At 31.4% G+C, this 18,743-nt stretch carries 15 protein-coding genes; 4 read left to right on the top strand and 11 right to left on the bottom strand.

Features of this window, described 5'->3' with window-relative positions:
- Positions 1 to 30: 30 nt before the first annotated feature.
- Entirely contained in the window at positions 31 to 1,518 is a 1,488-nt protein-coding gene (gene hutH / locus BMX42_RS02730; protein WP_091308181.1) for a histidine ammonia-lyase, read from the bottom strand.
- A 165-nt stretch (positions 1,519 to 1,683) separates the two neighbouring features.
- Here hutH and gcvT point away from each other — a divergent pair, with 165 nt between their 5' ends.
- Positions 1,684 to 2,766, top strand: coding sequence for a glycine cleavage system aminomethyltransferase GcvT (gene gcvT / locus BMX42_RS02725; protein ID WP_091308176.1), 1,083 nt, complete (start codon positions 1,684 to 1,686; stop codon positions 2,764 to 2,766).
- Between the two features lie 31 nt (positions 2,767 to 2,797).
- Here the strand turns inward: gcvT and BMX42_RS02720 are convergent, their stop codons facing one another.
- Positions 2,798 to 5,347: an ATP-dependent Clp protease ATP-binding subunit gene (locus BMX42_RS02720; RefSeq protein WP_091308173.1), complete on the bottom strand. Its 2,550-nt coding sequence runs from the start codon at positions 5,345 to 5,347 to the stop codon at positions 2,798 to 2,800.
- A 244-nt stretch (positions 5,348 to 5,591) separates the two neighbouring features.
- On the opposite strand from BMX42_RS02720, the gene gyrA reads away from it, so the two are divergent.
- Complete coding sequence (gene gyrA, locus BMX42_RS02715) at positions 5,592 to 8,177, top strand: DNA gyrase subunit A (RefSeq protein ID WP_091308170.1); 2,586 nt, start codon at positions 5,592 to 5,594, stop codon at positions 8,175 to 8,177.
- Between the two features lie 57 nt (positions 8,178 to 8,234).
- Positions 8,235 to 9,314, top strand: coding sequence for a tetratricopeptide repeat protein (locus tag BMX42_RS02710; protein WP_091308167.1), 1,080 nt, complete (start codon positions 8,235 to 8,237; stop codon positions 9,312 to 9,314).
- 41 nt (positions 9,315 to 9,355) lie between these two features.
- Here BMX42_RS02710 and BMX42_RS02705 read toward each other — a convergent pair whose 3' ends face one another.
- The 6 genes from BMX42_RS02705 to BMX42_RS02680 all read right to left on the bottom strand — a co-directional run bounded on the left by BMX42_RS02705 (position 9,356) and on the right by BMX42_RS02680 (position 15,339).
- Positions 9,356 to 10,552: a hypothetical protein gene (locus tag BMX42_RS02705; protein ID WP_091308164.1), complete on the bottom strand. Its 1,197-nt coding sequence runs from the start codon at positions 10,550 to 10,552 to the stop codon at positions 9,356 to 9,358.
- A gap of 38 nt (positions 10,553 to 10,590) precedes the next feature.
- Positions 10,591 to 11,604 carry a hypothetical protein gene (locus BMX42_RS02700; RefSeq protein WP_091308161.1) on the bottom strand — a complete coding sequence of 338 codons (1,014 nt, stop codon included), beginning with the start codon at positions 11,602 to 11,604 and terminating at the stop codon, positions 10,591 to 10,593.
- A gap of 1 nt (position 11,605) precedes the next feature.
- A complete protein-coding gene (locus BMX42_RS02695) occupies positions 11,606 to 12,142 on the bottom strand; it encodes an RNA polymerase sigma factor (RefSeq protein ID WP_091308158.1) in 537 nt (178 codons plus the stop codon).
- Between the two features lie 146 nt (positions 12,143 to 12,288).
- Positions 12,289 to 12,984, bottom strand: coding sequence for an ABC transporter ATP-binding protein (locus BMX42_RS02690; RefSeq protein ID WP_091308154.1), 696 nt, complete (start codon positions 12,982 to 12,984; stop codon positions 12,289 to 12,291).
- 20 nt (positions 12,985 to 13,004) lie between these two features.
- Positions 13,005 to 14,468, bottom strand: coding sequence for a DUF5687 family protein (locus BMX42_RS02685; RefSeq protein ID WP_091308151.1), 1,464 nt, complete (start codon positions 14,466 to 14,468; stop codon positions 13,005 to 13,007).
- 49 nt (positions 14,469 to 14,517) lie between these two features.
- Positions 14,518 to 15,339, bottom strand: a complete 822-nt coding sequence (locus tag BMX42_RS02680; protein ID WP_091308148.1) for a DUF6929 family protein — start codon at positions 15,337 to 15,339, stop codon at positions 14,518 to 14,520.
- A gap of 137 nt (positions 15,340 to 15,476) precedes the next feature.
- Between BMX42_RS02680 and BMX42_RS02675 the strand changes: the two genes are divergently transcribed.
- Positions 15,477 to 16,346, top strand: a complete 870-nt coding sequence (locus tag BMX42_RS02675) for a PPK2 family polyphosphate kinase (RefSeq protein WP_091308145.1) — start codon at positions 15,477 to 15,479, stop codon at positions 16,344 to 16,346.
- Between the two features lie 67 nt (positions 16,347 to 16,413).
- Here BMX42_RS02675 and BMX42_RS02670 read toward each other — a convergent pair whose 3' ends face one another.
- Genes BMX42_RS02670 through BMX42_RS02660 form a run of 3 tightly spaced genes read right to left on the bottom strand, consistent with a single transcriptional unit; the run spans position 16,414 to position 18,731 of the window.
- Entirely contained in the window at positions 16,414 to 17,616 is a 1,203-nt protein-coding gene (locus BMX42_RS02670; RefSeq protein WP_091308142.1) for a DUF3570 domain-containing protein, read from the bottom strand.
- An 11-nt stretch (positions 17,617 to 17,627) separates the two neighbouring features.
- On the bottom strand, positions 17,628 to 17,837 hold the full coding sequence (locus BMX42_RS02665) for a DUF4266 domain-containing protein (RefSeq protein ID WP_091308138.1): 210 nt from the start codon (positions 17,835 to 17,837) through the stop codon (positions 17,628 to 17,630).
- Positions 17,838 to 18,731 carry an FAD:protein FMN transferase gene (locus BMX42_RS02660; protein ID WP_245748206.1) on the bottom strand — a complete coding sequence of 298 codons (894 nt, stop codon included), beginning with the start codon at positions 18,729 to 18,731 and terminating at the stop codon, positions 17,838 to 17,840.
- Between the last annotated feature and the right edge of the window lie 12 nt (positions 18,732 to 18,743).

The following is an 18,743-nucleotide window of genomic DNA, read 5'->3' as shown; positions in this document are numbered from 1 at the left end:
TGCCATTTTACTTTTATCTTTTGCCTTAAATTATGCTTCTACTTGAAAACTTTTCAAAAACTGAATTGATTTTTCTATATCGTAATGTAAAATTCTATCTTCAGTAACCAAAGGCACATCTTCTCGGTAAGTCTTCACAAACATTTCAATGAAATCACTAGATTTTAAAGGTCTTCTGAATTCAATAGCTTGCGATGCGTTGAATAATTCAATAGCTAAAATACGCTCTAAATTCTCAACAATTTTTAATGTTTTTGTCGCAGCATTCGCACCCATACTCACGTGATCTTCTTGTCCGTTACTCGAAACAATACTATCAATACTTGCTGGTGTTGCCAATTGTTTATTCTGACTAACAATACTTGCTGCTGTATATTGTGGAATCATAAATCCAGAGTTTAATCCAGGATTGCTTACTAAAAACGCAGGCAATTCTCTTAAACCAGAAATTAATTGATATGTTCTTCTTTCTGAAATACTTCCTAATTCTGCCAAAGCAATTCCTAAATAATCTAAAGACATCGCTAAAGGTTGTCCGTGGAAATTTCCACCAGAAATAATTTCATCTTCACCCACAAAAATATTTGGATTATCCGTTACCGAATTAATTTCCGTAGTAAATACTTTTTTCACGTGGTCAATCACATCTTTAGAAGCACCATGAACTTGTGGAATACATCTGAAAGAATACGGATCTTGAACGTGTTTTTTAGGTTGTGCGATAATTTCGCTATCTTCTAACAACTCTAACATATGTTGAGCCGTTGATAATTGTCCTTTATGTGGTCGAACCAAATGAATCAATTCATTAAACGGTTCTTTTCTTCCATCAAAACCTTCTAAAGAAACAGCTCCGATGATATTTGCTAATTGTGATAATTTATCTGCTTGAATCAAGTTATAAACACCATAAGCACTCATAAACTGCGTTCCATTCAATAAGGCTAAACCTTCTTTAGATTTTAAAGTAATAGGAGATAAGTTTAATTTTGCTAAAACTTTATCTGCTGGTTGACGGAATCCATCGTAATATACTTCTCCTTCAGAAATTAATGGCAAACATAAATGTGCTAATGGTGATAAATCGCCGCTTGCTCCTAATGAACCTTGCGTGTAAACTACTGGTAAAATATCATTATTGTAAAAATCAATCAAACGTTGCACTGTTACTAATTGCACACCTGAATGTCCGTAACTTAACGATTGGATTTTCAATAACAACATTATTTTTACAATCTCATGAGGAACTTCGTCACCTGTTCCACAAGCGTGAGATTTCATTAGGTTTTCTTGAAGTTTTGTTAAGTTTTCTGCAGAAATCTTAATGTTGTATAACGAACCAAAACCGGTATTAATTCCGTAAATAGCACCATCATGTGAAGCCATTTTTTCGTCTAAATAAGTTCTACATCTTTCAATTTTTGAAGTAGCTTCTTCTGAAAGTGCTAATTTTTTTCCTTCGAAAATAATTTCTCTAACTTTATCAATAGTAAGTAATGATGAATCTATGTAATGCATTAGTTTGGTTTTAGATGACAAAATTCCATAAACAATTCTTAAAATGCAACTATTATTAGTATTAAAACGTTATTTTGTGTTATTCTTAATATTTGTGCCTTTTTGCGTTTATTTTTTTAAGAATTTTCAATACATTAGCAACTTCAAATTTTTTAACTACATACAATGAAAAATACAGCATTAACAGCTATTCACGAAAGTTTAGGAGCAAAAATGGTTCCGTTTGCAGGTTACAATATGCCTGTTCAATATGAAGGAGTAAACGCAGAACACGAAACAGTAAGAACTGGAGTGGGTGTTTTTGATGTTTCTCACATGGGTGAATTTTTCTTAAAAGGAGAAAACGCTTTAGCTTTAATTCAGAAAGTAACTTCAAATGACGCGTCTAAATTAGTAGACGGAAAAGCGCAATATTCTTGCTTACCAAATAATGAAGGTGGAATTGTTGATGATTTAATTGTATATAAAATTGCTGACAATCATTATATGTTAGTAGTTAACGCTTCAAACATTGAAAAAGATTGGAATTGGATTTCATCACACAATGATTTAGGTGTTGACATGCAAGATCTTTCTGATGGTTATTCTTTATTAGCAATTCAAGGTCCAAAAGCGGCAGAAGCGATGCAGAGTTTGACTTCAATCGATTTAGCTAATATGCCATATTATTCTTTTCAAATTGGTGAATTTGCTGGAAAACAAGATGTAATTGTTTCGGCTACAGGTTATACTGGTTCTGGTGGATTTGAAATTTACTTTAAAAATGAAGATGCAGTAACAATTTGGGCAAAGGTTTTTGAAGCTGGTGCAGCATTCGGAATTAAGCCAATTGGTTTAGCAGCTCGTGATACGTTACGTTTAGAAATGGGATTCTGTTTATACGGAAATGATATTAACGATACAACTTCGCCTTTAGAAGCTGGTTTAGGTTGGATTACGAAGTTTGATAAAGAATTTACAAATTCTGAAAACTTGAAAAAACAAAAAGAAGCTGGTGTTTCTAGAAAATTAGTTGGTTTTGAAATGGTTGATAGAGGAATTCCTCGTCACGATTATGAAATTGCTGATGCGAACGGAAATGTAGTTGGAATTGTAACTTCAGGAACTCAGTCGCCATCATTAGGAATTGCAATTGGTATGGGATATGTTCCAACTGAATTAGCAACTCCAGATTCTGAAATTTATATTAGAATTAGAAATAAAGATATTAAAGCAAAAGTGGTTAAAACGCCATTTTTGAAGAAATAAGAATTTTATTTTAGAGATAAAAAAAAACCTGCTAATTAGCAGGTTTTTCTGTTTTTTCTATTTTGATTGTCAGCTCTAAAGCAGCTTCATCTAAATCCATAAAGATGATATCGCCTTCATGAATTTTTGAAGTAATAATTTCTTCAGCTAAAGCATCTTCTACATATTTTTGAATCGCTCTTTTTAATGGACGCGCTCCAAATTGTTTATCGAAACCTTTTTCAGCAATGAAATCTTTGGCCTTCTCTGTAATATTTAAAGTGTAACCTAAATCTTTTACTCTTAGGATCAGTTTTTCCATTTCGATATCGATAATTTGATCAATATCGTGTTTTTCTAAACTGTTGAAAACAATTACATCATCAATTCTATTTAAGAATTCTGGAGCAAAGGCTTTCTTTAAAGCATTTTCTATTACTGATTTACTGTAATCATCAGCTTGAGCAGTTTTAGCAGATGTTCCAAAACCAACACCTTGACCGAAGTCTTTCAATTGACGTGCACCAATATTAGAAGTCATGATGATAATCGTATTTCTAAAATCGATTTTACGACCTAAACTATCTGTTAAGAATCCATCGTCTAAAACTTGAAGCATCATGTTAAATACGTCTGGATGTGCTTTTTCAATTTCATCAAGTAATACAACCGCGTATGGTTTTCTTCTGATTTTCTCTGTTAATTGTCCGCCTTCTTCGTAACCAACATATCCTGGAGGTGCTCCAACTAAACGAGAAATCGCAAATTTCTCCATGTATTCACTCATATCGATACGCACTAACGCATCTTCAGAGTCAAATAATTCTTTCGCTAAAACTTTCGCTAATTGCGTTTTTCCAACTCCAGTTGAACCTAAAAAGATAAACGAACCGATTGGTTTGTTTGGATCTTTTAATCCGGCTCTATTTCGTTGAATTGATTTGGCAATTTTTTGAACTGCTTCATCTTGTCCAATTACTTTTCCTTTGATAAGTTCTGGTAAATGTGCTAATTTATTACTTTCTGTTTGTGCAATTCTGTTTACAGGAATTCCTGTCATCATTGATACCACATCGGCAACATTATCTTCAGTAACAATAACTCGGTTCGATTTTGAATCTTCTTCCCATTTCTCTTGAGCAATGGCTAAGTCTTTTTCAATTTTCTTTTCGTCGTCACGTAATTTCGCAGCTTCTTCAAATTTTTGTTTTTTAACAACCGAATTTTTCAATTCACGAACTTCTTCTAATTGTTTTTCTAATTCTAAAATTTGTTTTGGCACTTCAATATTTGTGATGTGAACGCGAGAACCTGCTTCGTCTAAAGCATCAATAGCTTTGTCTGGTAAAAAACGATCGGTCATATAACGACTCGTTAATTTCACACAAGCTTCAATAGCTTCTGGAGTATAAGTTACGTTATGATGATCTTCGTATTTACCTTTAATATTATTTAAAATGATAATTGTTTCTTCAACTGTAGTTGGTTCTACAATTACTTTTTGAAAACGACGTTCTAAAGCGCCATCTTTTTCAATGTATTGTCTGTATTCATCTAAAGTTGTTGCGCCCACACATTGAATTTCTCCACGTGCTAAAGCGGGTTTAAACATGTTACTTGCATCAAGCGAACCTGTTGCACCACCTGCGCCAACAATAGTATGAATTTCATCAATGAATAGAATAATATCGTCGTTTTTTTCTAGTTCGTTCATGACTGCTTTCATACGTTCTTCGAACTGACCACGGTATTTCGTTCCAGCCACTAAAGATGCTAAGTCTAAAGTCACAACTCGTTTGTTGAATAAAATACGAGACACTTTTTTCTTTACAATCATTAAGGCTAAACCTTCCGCAATGGCAGATTTCCCCACACCTGGTTCCCCAATTAAAAGTGGATTATTTTTCTTTCTTCTACTTAAAATTTGCGAAACACGTTCAATTTCTTTTTCACGTCCAACCACTGGGTCTAATTTTCCTTCTTCAGCCATTTCGGTTAAATCTCTTCCGAAATTATCTAATACTGGAGTTTTAGACTTTTTAGTAGTTTTGCTTCCGCTATTACTTGGCGGAGTTGCACCGCTATCTTTAAAATTATCATCGCCAGAATCGTCAAAGTTTTCTGCTCTTGGCGAATTTTTTAAAATATTGTCATCTTCACTGTTGTTCAGGCTCATATAAATATCTTTTACGTTTTCATAATTAATTTTCAACTTGTTTAACAACTTAGTTGTAGGGTCGTTTTCATTTTTTAAAATACACAATAATAATAAAGCGGTGCTTATTGATGTTGTATTAAAAACTTTTGCTTCTAAAAAGGTGTATTTTAATGCTCTTTCTGCTTGTCTGGTCAAGTGTAGATTTTTCTTATCGTTATTTGCTACGCCACTTGGATTAGCTGGACTTAATACTTCAACTTTTTTTCTAAGTAAATCGAAATTAATATTCAAAAAGTTCAAAATATCAATAGCACTTCCGTTTCCATCTCTTAATATACCTAAAAGTAAATGCTCAGTACCAATAAAGTCGTGCCCTAAACGTAAGGCTTCTTCTTTGCTGAACTGAATCACATCTTTGACTCTTGGTGAAAAATTATCTTCCATAAATTCTTTAATCTATTGTAAAAATACAAAATAGTACAGTACGATTTAAAATTGGCACTATAATATTGCTAATTGACAAAAAAAAAACGAGAAATAAAAGCGAAAACTGTTATTATTTGTTAAAAATTTCTTTGGATATTGTTGATAAGTATTTAGATTTTGTTGGAAAATTTCCTTTTAAAAAACGCAAAAAATCGTATATTGGCACGTTTAAAAAAAATGAGTAAAAATTAAATAAATACCTATGTCTGACGGAGAAAAGTTAATTCCTATTAATATTGAAGATGAAATGAAGTCAGCCTACATCGATTATTCGATGTCGGTTATTGTATCTAGAGCATTACCAGATGTGCGAGATGGTTTAAAACCAGTTCACAGAAGGGTGTTATTCGGAATGTATGAATTAGGAGTTTTTTCTAATAGAGCCCATAAAAAGTCTGCCAGAATTGTTGGAGAAGTTTTGGGTAAATATCACCCACACGGAGATACTTCAGTTTATGATGCGATGGTTCGTATGGCGCAAGAGTGGAGTTTACGTTATTTAATGGTTGACGGTCAAGGTAACTTTGGTTCGGTTGATGGTGATAGTCCTGCAGCAATGCGTTACACTGAGGCTAGAATGAGAAAGATATCTGAAGAAATGTTAGCAGATATCGACAAAGAAACAGTTGATTTTCAATTAAATTTCGACGATACCTTAGAAGAACCTAAAGTTTTACCAACAAAAGTACCAACTTTATTAATTAATGGTGCTTCTGGTATTGCGGTGGGTATGGCAACAAACATGGCGCCACACAATTTATCTGAAGTTATTGATGGAACCTTAGCGTACATTGATAATAGAGATATTGAAATTGACGAATTAATCAAATATATCAAAGCACCAGATTTCCCTACTGGAGGAACAATCTACGGATATGAAGGTGTAAAAGAAGCTTTTAAAACAGGTAGAGGTCGTATTGTAATGCGTGCTAAAACGATGTTTGAAGAAGTGAACGGAAAAGAATCAATCATCGTAACTGAAATTCCGTATCAAGTTAACAAAGCCGACATGATTAAGAAAACGGCTGATTTAGTTAACGAGAAAAAAATTGAAGGTATTTCTACGATTCGTGATGAATCTGATAGAACGGGAATGCGTATCGTTTATGAATTAAAACGTGATGCTGTACCAAATGTTGTTTTAAATACTTTATACAAGTTTACACAATTACAATCTTCTTTCAGTGTAAATAATATTGCTTTAGTAAAAGGAAGACCACAAATGTTAAATCTAAAAGATTTAATTCACCATTTCGTGGAACACCGTCATGAAGTAGTTATTAGAAGAGCACAATACGAATTAAGAAAAGCAGAAGAAAGAGCGCATATTTTAGAAGGTTTAATTATTGCATCTGATAATATTGATGAAGTAATTAAAATCATTAGAGGCTCTAAAGATGGAGAAGAAGCAAGAGCTAAATTAATTGAAAGATTCAAATTGTCTGAATTACAAGCTCGTGCAATTGTTGAAATGCGTTTACGTCAATTAACTGGTCTGGAACAAGATAAGTTAAGAGCTGAATTTGACGAAATCATGAAATTAATTACTAGTTTAAAAGAATTATTAGCTAGTGAAGATTTGAGAATGCAATTGATTAAAGACGAATTAGCTGAAATCAAAGAAAAATACGGAGATGCTCGTCGTTCAGTAATTGAATATTCTGGTGGAGATGTTAGTATTGAAGATTTGATTGCTGATGAAAATGTAGTAGTTACAATTTCTCATGCAGGTTACATCAAACGTACTTCATTATCAGAATACAAAACTCAAAATAGAGGTGGAGTTGGACAAAAATCAGCAGGAACAAGAGATCAAGATTTCTTAGAGCATTTATTTGTTGCTACAAATCATCAATATTTATTATTCTTTACTCAAAAAGGAAAATGTTTCTGGATGCGTGTTTACGAAATTCCAGAAGGAACAAAAGCAAGTAAAGGACGTGCAATTCAAAATATTATAAATATTGAACCAGATGATAAAGTGAAAGCTTACATCTGTACGCAAGACTTAAAAGACCAAGAGTATATCCAAAGTCATAACTTAATCATGGTGACTAAACAAGGTCAGGTTAAGAAAACATCTTTAGAGAAATACTCTAAACCTCGTGTAAACGGAGTTGCAGCTATTACAATTAAAGAGGGTGACGAATTATTAGGAGCGAAATTAACAAATGGTTCTAGCCAAGTGTTAATTGCTGGAAAATCTGGTAAAATGGTTCGTTTCGAAGAAGAGAAAACACGTCCAATGGGTCGTACAGCATCTGGAGTTAGAGGTATTACTTTAAAAGACGAAGCAGACGAAGTAATTGGAATTGTTACGGTTAACAAAGAAGATGTAAACGATACACAAATTTTAGTTGTGACTGAAAACGGATACGGTAAACGTACGAAGTTAGTTGACGACGATGGTGAAGATGTGTACAGAATCACAAACCGTGGTGGTAAAGGTGTGAAAACATTAAATATTACGGAAAAAACAGGTTCGTTAATTGCAATTAACAATGTAACTGATGATGATGACTTAATGATTATTAACAAATCTGGATTAACGATTCGTATGATGGTTTCAGATTTAAGAGTTATGGGTCGTGCAACACAAGGTGTTCGATTAATCAATATTAAAGGAAACGATTCTATTGCTGCAGTAACTAAAGTATTACGTGAAGATGAAGAAGTTGTTGAATTAGATGAAGACGGAAATCCGATAGTATCGGAAAGTGAATCTTCAGATGAGGAAACTTCTGAAAATGATGGCACGGATATTGAAAGTGACAACAGCGAAGAATAGGAATAATTTTAAAAGCCCAATTCGTTGGGCTTTTTTTTAAACTAAAAACCAATAAAAATGAGAAAAATTGTATTAGGAATTTCACTTTTAGTAGCAACAACTACTTTTGCTCAAAAAGACGAATTAAAGACATTAAAAAAAATGTATGAAAAAGAGCAATTGACTACTGAGGAATTTGCTACTTACAAAGCAACGCTTTCAAAACTTGAAAGTATAGCTGCAACTGAAGATGATAAAACAGCTTCAAACTTCTACAAATCGATGTCGCCATTAGTTGAAATGTCAACTTTAGGAGCACAACCAAATCCAATGCAAATTGCTAAAATATTAAACCCTGACGCATTTTCTAAAATGGTTGATGGTATGCGTTCGACTTTAGATTATGAAACAAAAACAGGTAAAAAAGTTTTCACTTCTGACATAAACGAAACAATTGAATCTTTTAAACCAATTTTCACACAAATGGCTTTGGCATACAATAATGCTAAAAAATACAAAGAAGCTTCAAGAGTTTTCTATAATACATATAAACTTGATCCAAAAGATGTTTCTAATTTAGAAAATGCTGGAATTACTGCACTACAAGCTTCAGAATTTGTTGATGCTGAAAAATATTATAGAGAAATTAAAGCAATTGGTTTTAAAGGAACGGGTTTATCAAAATTTGAATCTAATGAAGCAGAAGTTTTAAAAACAATTGCAGCATTATCTTCAACAAATAACAATAACGAACAAGCAAAAATTGATTTTAAAGAAGCTTTAGCGTTAAACCCTGAAGATATTCAGTTGGAAATTGATCATGCTAATTTGTACTATAGAATGAACGATATTACAACTTACAAAAAGTTAATTACTGAAGTAATTGCAAAAGATCCAAACAACGCTAAATTGCAATATAATGTTGGTTATTTATCTTTAGCTGATGATGAAAAATTAGTAGAAGAAATTAATGCTAATTTAAAGAATCCAAAAAAATATGAAGAATTGATGGCTAAACGTAAGGCCATGTTTTCAAATGCTTTACCTTATTTTGAAAGAGCTCATCAATTAGATGTTGCAAATGAAGATACAAAAACGATTTTAAGATTAACCTATGAAACATTAGGTATGAAAGATAAAGCAGCAATGGTTAAATAATAAAAAAATCCCCAATGAAAATTGGGGATTTTTTTTGTCATTTAATTTATCTTTAAATAATCAATAGGTTTCATGTTACTAACATCAGAACCACCCCATTCTACAAGTGTAAATCCATTTCTTTTCGTTGAAGGTAATTGTTGAGGAGCAATCGAAATAGGTTCATCAACTCTAAAAAACTCCATCAAAATTCTTATAGAAGTATCTGGTTTTGGACTTACATTATTCGTTGAAAAAATATCATATTCCTCATTCACTAAAAAGTGAATAAAAGTTGATTTATTTTGTTCTAAAATTGGCAACCAATATTGAATGAAATCGTTGGTTTCTACAGTGTTTAATCCCATAAATTCTAATTTTTCAATTAAAAAAGAAGTCAGATTTTCTTTTTCAACCACAAATCCAGTTTTATACTGATAGTGCGAAGCTGGAAAGGATATTTCTCCATCCCAAAATAAAGAATTGTAAAAGCGATTGGTTTTTTTATCGAAAATTTGCCCATTTTCATAAGCAGTTACTTTCCAAGATTTTTCTAATTTCGGAAAAGTAGTTAGCATTTTACCATCAAAATTTATACTTAAATCAATATCTGTTTTCTCTGTTGGATATAAATAAATTACTGGTTTTTTTAGAATTATTTTATCACTAGTTGGAATGGCTTTTAATGAAATCGCAATCTTTTTTTGTTTGACAAATTGAATGCGTTGCGATTGGTAGTTTCGATTTGAAAATGAAAGGATATCATTTTTACGAACTTCGATTGTATACTTTCCTAAACTATCAGTAAAAGTACTTTTTTTGGTGTTTAGATTTTGAACAAGAACATTTGATAAAGAAACATTTTCACAATCGGTTATTTGTCCTGAGATTACTTTAAGTTTTTGTTTCAAATTCAATTCAAAACTAATTGGATATAGTTTATATAAATTTTTAAGTTCAACTTCAGAAATCTCTTTTGTTTGAATTAAAATTGCCCCATTTTTACCAAGATCATTATAAATTAAAGTAGCTTTTTCATTTTTTAAAACTTCCAAACTTTCAATTTTATTTGTCGGAATTTTTTCAAGTATGGCTTTGTCTAAAATGGTTCCATTTACTACAAATAATACATTCGGATTATTAGCTAAAATGTTTTTATGGCCAATATTCCAGCCCATTTTTAATGGTTTTTTTTCCTCTTGTGAAAAAACAGTATTTACTAATAATAGCACATAGATTAAAAATTTTAGTTTTGTCATTTTGTCTTTTTTGAGTTTGATACTGATTTTTGACTGTTTTATTTATCTGCCGGTTTCCCGTCTTTAGTGGTGATTATGACAATGCCTTTTTCTCCTTTTTTACCATAAATTTTTGTAGCATCTGCAGGTTGTAAAATATTGGTTGATGTTATTTTCTGTTTATCTAAAGGTGCATACGGACTCGTTGGGGTTTTACCAAATAATGATTCTTCAGAATATTCTACACCATTAATAATGTATAAAGGATTGGTTAAAACTGTAGTTTTTATGTCGTCCATATCCAATTTAGTAAATTCTGTTTCGGCATTGTAGCTTTTGTCCATTGCCACACCGTCAATCACCACTAAATCTTTATTTTGCTGAACTGGTGCTGCTGCAGATTTTAATTTAGGTGCTTTGTACTTTGATTTTACTTCTTTAGCTGGCACTTCATATTTTTTGTTTGGTGCTAAATAACCATTATTAGTATTTGATGATGTGAAGTTTAGTGCACTATTTCTAAAACTAACTTCATTTTCTGTACTGATGTTTTTATTCAATTCAGTTGTAATTCCAACCTTTTCTTTTTCAGTCAAAGCTAGATTACTATCAAATCTAAATTCCATTTTTTTAGCTGCATCATCAATTACTTCTGATGACTTAGTTTCTTCAGGATAAAAACTACTTTCTGCAGAAGCTGCTCCAGAATTATAATAAGGATTTACTGTATTTGCTGGTTTTTTTGAAATGTCATTCTCCACCACAACTTCTTTCGCCTTATCAATAATTTTCTTCACAGAATCGTTAGAAACGATAATTGGATTTGTAGTGTTATTGATGACTTTATCTTTAATTATTTCATCGTTTGACATAAATTGGTAGATGATTGAGAAACTCAATAAAACCGTTGCTGCAATAGCTAGTTTTTGCCAAGTGTTTTTCTTTTGCACCACAATAGTGTTGTCTAACTTTTCTTCCACGCGATTCCAAACCTTATCCATTCCTGGAAAGTCTTTTTCGCCCTTGTGGGAAGCGTTTCTTATTTTGCTATATATTTTATCTTCTGAGTTCATTTTACTTTGCTTTTTGATAATAAAATTGATTTACCAAATCTTTTAATTTTGTTTTTGCCACATTGAGTTGCGATTTTGACGTGCCTTCCGAAATTTGAAGTTTCTCAGCAATATCTTTATGTGAAAAACCTTCTATCACAAATAAACTGAAAACCGTTTTGCAACCATCGGGCAAATAATTGAGTAAGTTGAGTAAATCTTCTTCCTCTAATTCGCACATTTCATCAGTTAATGGTTGGTCTTTTAAACTCACATCTTCCAAATACAAATTGAAATTCACGTTCTTTTTCAATTGCATCAAACATTGATTCACAGCAATTTTTTTCGCCCAACCTTCAAAAGCTAATTCTTCTTTCAGTTGATCAATTTTGGTAAAAATGATGTAAAAGGCATCGGCCATTGCTTCTTCAATTTCTTCTTCTTTTTTCAAATAGCGCGAACACGTATAGTATAATTTGCGTGCGAGCAATTCGTACACTTGCCGTTGTGCATCGCGTTGCTGTTTTTTACAGGCCTGTATGAGTTGTATATCAATCATTTATTTTAAACTGTATATTGTTTTGCAATTGCTTTCTTATATAGATGACATTTTTATCTAAAAGGTTGGGAAGACTTTAAATTATTTTCAAAAAAAAATCGTAAGCGGTTAAACTTACGATTATAAAAGTATAAAATTTTAAATGGTTACACCGCGAAAAAGGCTTCTAATTCTTTTAGTGTTTCTTCAGAAGTATTGATGTCTTTAACAACTTCACCTTTGTTTAAAGCTACAATTCGGTTGCAAACTTCTACGGTGTGTTGTAAATCGTGACTAGAGATTAAAACCGTAACATCTGGGTTTTCGGCTAATTCTTTTACAATTTTCTTTAATCGATTTACTGTTGTTGGATCTAAATTAGCAAAGGGTTCGTCTAAAATAACGACTTCCGGATTTCCAATTAAAGTGGCAATAATTCCAACTTTCTTCATGTTTCCTTTAGATAAATCTCGTAAGTATTTTTTCGTATTTAGAATTTCGTTATTAAAAAATTCTTCATATTTTTTCAATAAAGCATCAACATCTGCTTTGTTTTGATTGCGTAATTCGCCAATAAAATAAAAATATTCTTCCGCTGTTAAATAGCCAATTAAGAAACTTTCATCTAAAAAAGCACCTGTAAAACGTTTCCAGTCTTCGCTTGAATTGACTTGTATATCATGATTAATTATTCCACCTGAACTTGGCTCAATTAAATCTAATAATAAACTGAAAAAAGTGGTTTTTCCAGCACCATTATTTCCAACTAATCCAAAACTTTGTCCTCTTGGAATTTCTAAATCTTGAATGTTTAAAACTGTGGTATTGTTATATTTTTTGGTAAGATTGTTTACTTGTATCATGATAATTTATGGTATTTAAATTAATTTTTTTGTTTATATGCTGCAATGGCTTTGTATTTTTCTTTCTGAAATATTTTTTCAATTAGCATAAATATTTTCGATTTGAAAAGCAATCCTAAAATTCCAAAACTAGCAATTAATGCAATTCCGATATCGGTATTACCTAATAATTTACCTATTTTAAATAACAAGATTGGTAATAACATTTGTGGTAATGAAAATAGAATTGTTTTTACACTAAATGCTTTTTTATCGCCAAAAGCACCTTTTGCTGATTCTAGATCAATGGCAGTTCTGGTGTAAGCGCCAGTAAATAAGACTAAGAAGGAATTGAAGCCAATATTGTAAATCCCAACAGCTAAAATGGTCATGTAAATATCCCAACCAAAATAGATATAAAAGGAAGCCGCAACCATACTAATTGCCGTTCCAATCACCATTAACCACCATTTTGAATTTAAGTATTCTTTGTACGATATGTTTTGTGTCATCATTAGTTGATAATATGAACTGTCCCAACTTGGTACAAACTGACCAAAATTAATTAAGAAGCCACCAGTTACAAAAACAGCTGCAAAAGCTTGCATTACGCCACCTTTATAAACGTCCATTGTGAAAAATAATAAGCCATAAAACAAGAAAAAGAAACTCATATATAAAGTAGTTTTTGCTCGTTTATTTCTAAGTAATAATTTGATGTCGTTTTTTAAGAACGTTCCTAGAGTTCCGAATTGATTTAACCAATTTAAGTTTTGGTTTGTGGCTAAGTTCTTTTTAATATGCAACCTTTCATCTAAAGTTAAATCTTTTTTAAAGAAATTAAAGGTAAAATAATATGTTGCAAGCAATGCTAAAATCGGAAGTATAATCATCCAAATGTGTTCGTACAAACCTTGAAAGAAAGGTTGAGTATATAACGTAACATCAAATAATTTATAATATTGAGAAGCAATTAATCCAACTACAATTGTAGCTGCAATTCCGAAAATAACATCTTTATTATTAATTAAAATATTTAAGAAATTGATAAATAAAATAAGTGCTAAAATTCCTAAATGCCAAGTGATTACTCCTAATACGCTATATCCATTTATTAGTAAAACTATGCTGAATGGAATGAAAAAGAAAGCGTGTGTAATATTGAAAAAAGATAAAACGGTTTTCCCTAAAGAAAAATGTACAATTGTGTTTTTAGTTATAGGTAAAACCAGTAGCGGACGAATGGTTAATGTTGGAATTTTTTGAAAAAAATAACGAAACATTACATCGGCCAGTAAATAGTAAATCATGAATTTATTTACCGTTTGTAAAGGTTCTAAATGTGCTTTTTTTAATCCGTAATACGCTCCAATTCCTGCAGCCGCAAAAATTAAAATAAAGTATAAGATTATGAGTCCGATAAAAATTTTAAAGACCAAATTGGTTTTAAAAGATGCAGATCGAAAAAAGGCTCTCCATTCGAGTGTTAGAAAATGTTTAATCATATAGTTTTAGTTTTGCTATATGTAGTATTTTCTGATAAAATGTTACGAATTATTTAGTAAAACTCGATTTATAAATTTTTGATTCTAAAATTTCAGTATCAGTGTCTTCGCAAAGTAGAAATGTGATTTCATTTTCATTGTTTTGATACAAAGTAATACCTTCAAATTTTTGTGAAATAGAAATAATTTGCGTTTCTATAATTTCGAAAGTTTCTGCATTCATTTTTCCAATTATTGAACCTAAAACTTCTCCATCTTCATATGTGGAAACGGTGTCTTCGGCAGCAGCTAAAAAGTAAATGAAATTATCTACTAAAATAGCATCAGTAAAAGTGGTTTCTACGTTAGAAATTTCAGGAAGTTTTATGGCAACAAAACCTTGTGGTTGTTCTGGATTATCAGGTACGATAAAAATTCCATTTTTGTTATTTGCACCATTTCCTCTTTGAAATAGCAACATAGTTTTGTTTATGCAAATTGCACCTTCAATATTTAATTCGTCTTCTTTTAACGAAGCCAATTCTCTTAAAATATGATATAAATGCGATAAATCGTTTTTATGTAGAGCATCATTTTCCAAGTTTATAGAAAACATTGTATTTCGTTGTGGAGTTGAACCCGAACCGAAGATAAAAATCTGATTGCCATAATTGGTCATCGCTTCTAAATCATATTTATCTTTTTTAGCAATGTTTTCTTGTGGATTTTCAACTAAAGGAAATTTCAATACTACATCTTTATCAATTACATATTGATATAAAAATGAGCTGTTATCTGAAATTATGAAAAGTACATCTTGATAATAAATTAAACCAGAAGCAGAACCAATTCCTTTAATGTGACAGAACTCGGTTAATTGAAAATTTTGCATATATTTATGTTTTGGAAAACTAAAGTCTAGCCCTGATAGTAGCGGCATCCTTAATACCCTTGGAGGGTTAGAGCCCTACAAGGGTATTAAGATATAGCGGATAGCAGGAAATAGCTTCAAATTAAAGGTGTAAAAATATGGAAAATTTCAGATTAGAAGATTATAAAGTTACGAAACAAATAAAATTATCGGATTATAAAACGGAATTGAATAGTTTTTGGGATGATGATAAAAAAGAAGAGGAATTAGACCAACTTAGAAATAAGCTAAGTGAATGGCAAGATGTGATGTATGCACACAATCGTTATGCCGTTTTAGTTGGCTTACAAGGAATGGATACGAGTGGGAAAGACAGTTTGATTCGGGAAGTTTTTAAAGAGTTTAATACGCGTGGAGTAGTGGTTCATAGTTTTAAAACGCCAAATTCAAACGAATTAGAACACGATTATTTATGGCGACATTATTTGGCTTTGCCAGAAAAAGGAAAGTTTACTGTTTTTAATAGAACACATTACGAGAATGTTTTAGTCACTCGTGTGCATCCTGAATATATTTTGAATGAAAATTTACCTGAAATTGAAAAAGTGGAAGACATCACACCAGAATTTTGGGAAAACCGATTTGAGCAAATTAATAATTTTGAAAAACACATTACTCATAATGGAACGATTATGATGAAATTTTTCTTTTATATGAGTAAAGAGGAGCAAAAGAAAAGATTGATGAAGCGTTTAGTGGAAGAAGACCATCAATGGAAATTTTCTTCTGGTGATTTAAAAGAGCGTGAATTTTGGGACGATTATATGAACTATTACGAAGAAATAATGAATAAATCTTCTAAAGAAAACGCACCTTGGTATATCATTCCTGCTGATGATAAAGAAATGGCTCGTTATTTAGTAGCAAAAATTATGTGGGAAGAATTACAAAAATATCCTATAAACGAACCTGTTTTGTCAGAAAAAGACAAAGCAAATTTTGAGTTGTATAAACAACAGCTTCGCTAACTAAGAGCCAAGTAAAAAGTGTAAAGTAAAACAAAAGGCGATTTCAATTTGAAATCGCCTTTTTATTTTACTTAAACTTCAAAGCTAAAGTTAGAATATGAGAACTTAAGCCATTGTTTCTATGGTAATAGCCATATCGTAATTCTAAACTATTGAAATGTTTCGAATGAAATAATCCTTTGTTAGAATCGGTAATTTTATAGCCTAAACCAATCATATTGCTTGAAAATGCAGATAAATCATAATCACTTGTGAAGTATTCTTCCGCCACTTGATGTTGGAAAATAGGTTTAAAATATTTGGCAGAATTTTGTACATAATATCTATACGGAATAGAAATTGATGAAAACGCCGATAATTTAATCGTAGGTTCGAAACTAACTGTGTGCGATTTGATATCCCAATTGTCAAAATAATATCTGTAGAATCCTCTTAAAATGATGTTGTCACCTAAGAAATAACTGGTTCGCATTCCAATTGGTAATTTGAAACGAGTATCTGGTAAATTTTCTGATTTCACACTTGTGTTGTCAAAATAAACACGATTAAATTTCGTTGCTAATAAACCTTTTTGATAACCGGCATCAACTAAAAATGCCATTTGGAAATTTTTATTTACAATTTGCGAAAAAGTAAGTCCTAAGTTATAGGAAGTTCTAGGTTTGGTATCGCCTTGCTTATAATTTGGATCAGGATTATCTCTTAATTCTATTGGTAAGATTACTTTCCAAGTATCAAAGAACGCCATAGCTTTTACAGATAATTCTCTGTTTTTGTTTTTTGATAATTTTGTAAAACCAATATTTCCACCAAGTGAAAAGTAATCAAATTCGGCTGAAGCAGAAATTCCAGTACTAAAAATTTGTCCTTTTTCTTCGTTTTGAACGGTGTAATTTAATGATGGATACACGCGAATATCTTGATACGAAGCAGACGTTACTGTGCTTGGATCAATATTATCTGATGAAGCAGAAGAATAGGAGTCGACACCAATTTCAAAACCAAAAGTTTGTTTGTTTTCATTTTTATTATAACGAGAAACTTTAATGTCTAAAGTTGTGGCAACATCTGTAAGTTTTTCTGTTCCAACACCACCAGTTACAGCAGAATTGTTTCCGTCTTGTGAATAATAACTTGAGATGAAGTTTACTTCTTCAATTTTTAATTTTTGTTTTTTATAAGCTGTTGAATCCGATTTTGTTTCTTGAGCTTTTACTGTATTAGTTAATACAAAGGCTAAGAATGCAGCTGATATGATTCTTTTTTTCATTTTCTATATTATTAATTGCAACCACAACCACCACCAGTTTTTCCACCATTGGCTCCAGAACTTGCTTCGCGATACAACATAAATGTGTTTTCGAATTTCTCCGATTTTCTCGCAGCTAATTCCATATCAGAATCATTAATTTTCGATTTCTGATATTCTTTTACTTCTGAACAACTTGCAAAAGTTATTAAAGTAATTACTAATACTATTTTTTTACTCATTTAATTAATGTTTATGTTTTTTGAACTATACATTTTGTCGTAATCATCAATAATTATGCAGCCAATATTCGGAATTTGATTGATGAAATTTAAACCGACATCAATTCCCATCACAGTAACTGGCGTCGCTAAAGCATCAGCAATTTCTGCGTTTTCTGCAATTATGGTTACACTTTTAATTCCTGAAATAGGATAACCCGTTTTAGGATCAATAGTGTGTGAATATTTTTTTCCGTCAATAATTACAAATTTTTCATAGTTTCCAGATGTTGCTACCGAAGTATTTGTAATATTAAAGGTTGAAAATATACTTTCTTTTTTATTTGGGTCGGCAATTCCGATGGTCCAAGCTTCACCATTTTCTTGATAACCCCAAGCGGTTAAATCTCCAGCAGCGTTGACAATTCCACTTTCAATTCCGTTTTGTTGTAATATTTTTTTGGCACATTCTGCAGCATAACCTTTACCAATTCCACCAAAACCAATTCGCATGCCTTTGTTTTTTAAAAATACGGTTTGCTCTTTATCATTCAGAATGATGTTTTCATAGTTGATTAGTTCTACTGCCTTTTTTGCTAAATCTTTATCTGGTAACGAAGTCATGTTTAAATCGAAATTCCAGAATTTTTTATCGATACTTCCATAACTGATATCGAAAGCACCTTGTGTCATTTTCGAAATCATTTGACATCTAAAAATTAAATCAAAAACTTTTTTTGGAACAACAACGGGTTGAATTCCAGCATTCTCATTAATTTGAAACGTAACGCTATTGTTTGAAAATGTGGTAAGTAGTTTTTCAATTCTACTAATTTCTGCAACAGCTAAATCGATACAGGAATTAGCAACATTTTCATCATTTGCCAAAATAGAAATCTCAAACCGATTTCCCATCAATTTTAGATT

It is taken from the genome of Flavobacterium terrigena, from assembly GCF_900108955.1.
Lineage (GTDB): Bacteria > Bacteroidota > Bacteroidia > Flavobacteriales > Flavobacteriaceae > Flavobacterium > Flavobacterium terrigena.
The sequence above is the reverse complement of the archived record's forward strand: the minus strand, read 5'-3'. Positions and strand labels throughout refer to the sequence as shown.